At 73.9% G+C, this 3,483-nt stretch carries 3 protein-coding genes; all 3 read left to right on the top strand.

Annotated features, from left to right (window positions below):
- Positions 1–1,797: thioesterase domain-containing protein (locus ND748_RS34310; RefSeq protein WP_285902824.1), on the top strand; the 1,797-nt coding region annotated here is incomplete at its 5' end.
- A gap of 62 nt (positions 1,798–1,859) precedes the next feature.
- Positions 1,860–2,825, top strand: a complete 966-nt coding sequence (locus tag ND748_RS28270) for a TauD/TfdA family dioxygenase (protein ID WP_251749241.1) — start codon at positions 1,860–1,862, stop codon at positions 2,823–2,825.
- Positions 2,822–3,483: ABC transporter transmembrane domain-containing protein (locus ND748_RS28265; RefSeq protein ID WP_251749240.1), on the top strand; the 662-nt coding region annotated here is incomplete at its 3' end. The genes ND748_RS28270 and ND748_RS28265, both read left to right, overlap by 4 nt.

Below are 3,483 nucleotides of genomic sequence, written 5' to 3'. Positions count from 1 at the left end.
AATTTCTATGGTCCGACGGAGTGCACGGTGGACGCGACGTGGACGTCCGTGGAAAGTGGTTCAGGGCCGCATATCGGCCGTGCGGTCGCGGGGCTGCGGACCTATGTGTTGGATGGCGGGTTGTTGCCGGTGCCGGTCGGGGTGCCGGGGGAGTTGTATGTGGGTGGTGTCGGGGTGGCTCGCGGTTATGCGGGTCGGCCTGGGGAGACGGCGTCGCGGTTTGTGGCGGATCCGTTCGGGGACGGCGGGCGGCTGTATCGGACGGGGGATCTGGTGCGGTGGCGGTCGGACGGCACGTTGGAGTTTTTGGGGCGTGCGGACGAGCAGGTGAAGATTCGTGGTTATCGGGTGGAGCCCGGTGAGGTCGAGGCGTTCCTCGCCGGCCTTCCCGGGGTGAGCCAGGCTGTGGTGGTTGCCCGCACCGACAACGGTGTCACTCGCCTGGTCGGCTATGTCACCGCCGACCACGCCACCACGGTCGACCCTGATGGGCTTCGGGCTGCCGCCGCGGCGGTGCTGCCGGACTATCTGGTGCCCGCGGCCGTCCTTGTCCTGGAGGCGTTTCCGGTCTCGCCGAACGGCAAGCTTGATCGTCGGGCCCTGCCCGCGCCGACGTTCACCGGCGGCGCCACCACCGGGCGGGCCCCGGCGAACGACACGGAACGGGCGCTGTGCGAGATCTTCGCCGACCTGCTCGGCCTGCCGGAGGTCGGCCCGGACGACTCGTTCTTCGTCCTGGGCGGGCACTCCCTGCTCGCCGCCCGCCTCGTCGTGCGCATCCGCCGGGACCTGAGAGCCGACCTGCCGCTGAGCGCGGTCCTGCGCGCGCCCACCCCCGCCGGCATCGCCGGCCGGCTGGACGGGACCGCGGACCTGGTGGCGGACACCGCCCTGGACACCCTCCTGCCGCTGCAGCGCCCACCCTCCCGGGACCGGGGCACGACGGCGGCCCCGGTGTTCTGCGTGCATCCGGGTCTGGGCCTGAGCTGGTCCTACGCCGGGCTGCTGCGCTATCTCGGCCCACAGCGGGCGGTCTATGGTCTGCAGGCGACCGAGATCGACACGGGCGTCCCGCCCACGGTCCGTACGATCGCCGAGCGCTACGCCGACGTAGTCGCCGCGGCCGAACCCAGCGGACCGATCCACCTGCTCGGCTGGTCCCTGGGCGCCGTGCTGGCCCACGCGGTTGCCTGCGAGCTTGAGGCGCGGGGCCGCGAGGTTCCGTCGATCGTCATGTTGGACGGCTATCCCGACCTGGATGGCACCCCCGACCTGGATGGCGTCCCCGAGCTGGATGGCATCCCGGACCTGGACGGCATCCCCGAGCTGGACGGTGCCGCCGCCGGCGGCCAGGGCGCCGCACCAGGCGGCTCTGCCTCCGCCGAGCCGGTCAACACGGTCTCCCGCTTTCTGCACACCCTGCTGCAACGTTCCGGGCATCCGGTCGACGACCTGCACCCGGACGAGGTCACCCCCGCCGTCGCCCACGCCCTCGCCGAGCGGACCGGCAGCCTGCTGACCGGCGCCGGTGAGCGGCGCCTCGGCGCGGTGGCCCGCAGCCTGCTGGCCGTCGCGTCGGTCGACACCGGCGTGAAGCCGAGGCTGTACGGCGGGCGGGTGGAGTTCGTCCGGGCCCTGCCCGAGGCCGGTGAGACACCGGCCGACCCGACGGACTGGGCGCCGTACGTCGCCGGGGGGCTGCGCGTCCATGCCGTGGACGTCGTCCACGAGGACCTGCTGTCCCCGGCGGCGTTGCCGGCCGTCGGCCCCCTCGTCGCGGGCGCGCTGCGCCCATGACGATCGTCCCCGCGGTCGGAACGACCGATCCCCACAGCCGAGCGAGAAGGGGCGAACCCGCCATGACGGACGCGATCGGGTGGCCGGCGGGCGATCCCGGCTCCTTCGGGCTTCCCCTGGTCGTCGAGGGCGACGGGCCCGTCGCCGACCTGCTGCGCCGCGACCGGGACCGGCTGCGGGACCACCTCGCCACCCGCGGCGCGGTCCTGCTGCGCGGGTTCGACGTCGGCGGGGCCGAGGGGCTGGAGGAGGCGGTGCGGGCGCTGTCCGGCGCGCCGCTGCCGTACACCGAACAGTCCTCACCCCGCAGCGTGATCAAGGGCAACGTCTACACCTCGACGGACTACCCGCCGGCCGCGGAGATCCCGTTGCACAACGAGATGTCCTACCAGGCGACCTGGCCGCTGACCCTGTTCTTCCACTGCGTCGAGCCGGCGCTGACCCAGGGCGCGACGCCGCTGGCCCACGTCCACGCGGTGCACGAGCTGATCGACCCCGACGTCCGCGCGGAGTTCGAGCGCCGCCGGTGGATGGCCGTGCGCACCTACGGCGACGACGTCGGCCTGCGGTGGCGGACCGCCTTCGACACCGACAGCCGCGCGGAGGTCGAGCGGCTGTGCGCCCGCGGCGGGCTGACACCGGCGTGGCTCGGCGCCGATGGGCTGCGGACCACCGCCGTCCGCGACGCCGTGCACCGTCATCCGGTCACGGGCCTGCCGGTGTGGTTCAACCACGTCGTGATCTTCCACGAGAGCAGCCTGCCCGCGGACGTCCGCGAGGTGCTGCTCGACGCCTACGGGCCCGACGGCTTCCCGAACAACTCCCGCTACGGCGACGGCGGGGTGATCCCGGACGACGTCGTCGCGCATCTGCGGCAGTGCTACCGGGCCGCGTCCGTGCGTTTCGACTACGCGCGCGACGACCTGCTCGTCGTCGACAACATGTCCGTCGCCCACGGCCGGGAGCCCTACACCGGCCCACGCCGGATCGCGGTGGCGATGGCCGAGCCGTCCGCCGGGGCCCGATGACCCCCGCCGTGCTGCGCCGGTCGATGCTCGCGCACCGGCGGCGGATCGTGGCCGCCGCGACGCTGTTCATCGGTTACCAGAGTGGCGAGGCGCTGGTCCCCGTCCTCATCGGGGTGGCCATCGACCAGGCCACCGCCACCGGGGACCGGGCCCGGCTGCTGCTCTGGCTGGCCGTGCTGCTCGTGGACTTCGCCGTGCTGTCGCTGTGCTGGCGGTTCGGGATGCGCGTCGCGCTGCTCGGCGGTGTCCGGGCCGACCGGGACCTGCGCCTCGCCGTCACCGCGCGGGCCCTCGACGACCGCGGCACCACCCGGACGGACCTGCCCGCGGGCGCGCTGGTGAGCATCGCCACCGCGGACGTCCGGCGCACGACGAGGGTGAACTTCCTGCTGCCGCACGGTGTCGCCGCGGTGGTGGGCATCGGGGTCGCCAGCATCGCGCTGCTGGTCGTCTCGGTGCCGCTCGGCCTGCTCGTCCTGCTTGGCACGCCCGTGCTGCTGCTGGTGGCGCGGTGGCTGAGCATCCCGCTGGAACGCCGGGCGGAGGTGCAGCAGGACAGCGCCGCGCGGGCGGCGGGCGTCGCCGTCGACCTGGTCCGCGGCGTGCGGGTCCTCAAGGGGATCCGCGCCGAGGAGGCCGGGCGGGCCCGCTACCGGGC

Source organism: Frankia sp. AiPs1 (assembly GCF_023716945.1).
Taxonomy (GTDB): domain Bacteria; phylum Actinomycetota; class Actinomycetes; order Frankiales; family Frankiaceae; genus Frankia.
The sequence above is the reverse complement of the archived record's forward strand: the minus strand, read 5'-3'. Positions and strand labels throughout refer to the sequence as shown.